This window comes from Desulfofundulus luciae (assembly GCF_030813795.1).
Lineage (GTDB): Bacteria > Bacillota > Desulfotomaculia > Desulfotomaculales > Desulfovirgulaceae > Desulfofundulus > Desulfofundulus luciae.
On the sequence record NZ_JAUSUX010000069.1, the window covers coordinates 1 to 1,116 of the forward strand.

The 1,116-nt window shown below is 60.4% G+C and carries 2 protein-coding genes; both read right to left on the reverse strand.

Annotation, left to right across the window (positions count from 1 at the left end; all coding sequences use genetic code 11):
• The coding region (locus J2Z49_RS14740) for an acyl-CoA dehydrogenase family protein (RefSeq protein WP_307403948.1) at positions 1-314 on the reverse strand (314 nt) is incomplete at its 3' end.
• 26 nt (positions 315-340) lie between these two features.
• Positions 341-1,116: acetyl-CoA C-acyltransferase (locus J2Z49_RS14745; protein ID WP_307403951.1), on the reverse strand; the 776-nt coding region annotated here is incomplete at its 5' end.

Here is a 1,116-nt window from a genome sequence, read left to right on the forward strand (position 1 = left end):
GTACCGTGATAGAGGAGGGAAAAACACCCCAGGGAGGTGTGCACCGCCAGGATTACGCCGGTGGAGGCGCAGGCCCGGGAGATTTCTTCAATGGCCATGATATAGGATAAAAAGTCGCACCCGGCACCGCCGTATTCTTCGGGTATGGGTATGCCCATCAAGCCCAGTTCGGCCAGCTTCTTCAGGTTCTCCCGGGGGAAGCGGTGTTCTTTGTCGATTTCAGCCGCCCGAGGGGCAAATTCGTTCTGGGCCAGTTTGCGCACCGTGTCGCGGATCATCAGTTGTTCTTCGGTAAGGTCAAAGTCCAGGGTCATTTTAATTCAGCTCCTTACGTGACTTTTTAGTCATCTACCCGCACCAGCACGGCATCGCCCTGGGCGGCGCCGCTGCAAATGGCCGCAATGCCCAGACCGCCGCCCCGCCGGCGTAGTTCATAGATGAGCGTCATCAGAATGCGGGCACCGCTGGCGCCAATGGGATGGCCAAAGGCCACCGCGCCGCCGTTTACATTTATTTTGTCTTTCGGTAAGTTGGCAATCTTTGCACTGACCAGGACCACGGCCGCAAAGGCTTCGTTTACTTCAAAAAGGTCAATGGCGTCTACCGTGAGCCCTTTTGGGGCCAGCAGCTTGTTGATGGACAGCCCCGGTACGGTGGCAATGTATTTGGCATCCCGGGAAACCGAGGCATGCCCCAGGATGGTGGCCAGGGGTTTTATGCCCAGTTCGTGTGCTTTTTCCCGGGACATCAGCACTAAAGCCCCCGCCCCGTCATTGACCCCCGGGGCATTTCCCGCCGTGACCGTGTTGTTGGGGTCGAAAACCGGCGGCAGGCGACGCAGGGCCTCCAGGCTGGTGTCCCGGCGGGGGGCTTCGTCCGTGTCCACCACTTTCGGGTCGCCCTTCTTCTGGGGTACGGCCACGGGCACGATTTCTTCCTTCAGCCGCCCGCCGTCCATGGCCGCGATGGCCAGCCGGTGGCTGCGCAGGGCCCATTCATCCTGTTCTTCCCGGGAGACGCCGTATTCTCTGGCCACTTCGCCGCCGTGGATGGCCATGTGCCGGTTGTAAAAGGCGCACCACAGGCCGTCGTGGACCATCAGGTCGACAAACCTGG